Here is a 402-nt window from a genome sequence, read left to right on the forward strand (position 1 = left end):
AACAGATCATAGTCTTCACGTTCCCACACCGGTTCACCGGTCATCATGTCTACCGCCAGTATATTGCTGTTTTCAAACTCATTATGCGTATGGGACGTTATATTATTCGCCCAATAAGCAATACCTTCATGAAAAAAAGCACCAAGACTCTTTGCTCCACCGCGACGTGACTCATAGACAGGCTCGCCACTATGCCTGTTCACAAGGGCGTAGCCGAATTCATCCAGTATGAACAGATGATCTCCTATGACATGATATGGTTCAAGTGCACGATTCATGCCAAACAAAAACTCTGGCTGCCATGTCCAGAGCACATCACCACTATTCTCCTCAACCGCAAAGAACTCTACTGCACGATCAGTACTTCCGGGATTGATCCGATACCCCATACCGGCGTAGATA

Annotated in this window: 1 protein-coding gene; it reads right to left on the reverse strand. The window is 46.5% G+C overall.

The annotated features are described in order from the left end of the window. On the reverse strand, positions 1-389 hold a 389-nt coding region (locus tag ACYQ2L_RS17205), incomplete at its 3' end, for a hypothetical protein (RefSeq protein WP_460058358.1). Between the last annotated feature and the right edge of the window lie 13 nt (positions 390-402).

This window comes from Spirochaeta dissipatitropha (assembly GCF_054657935.1).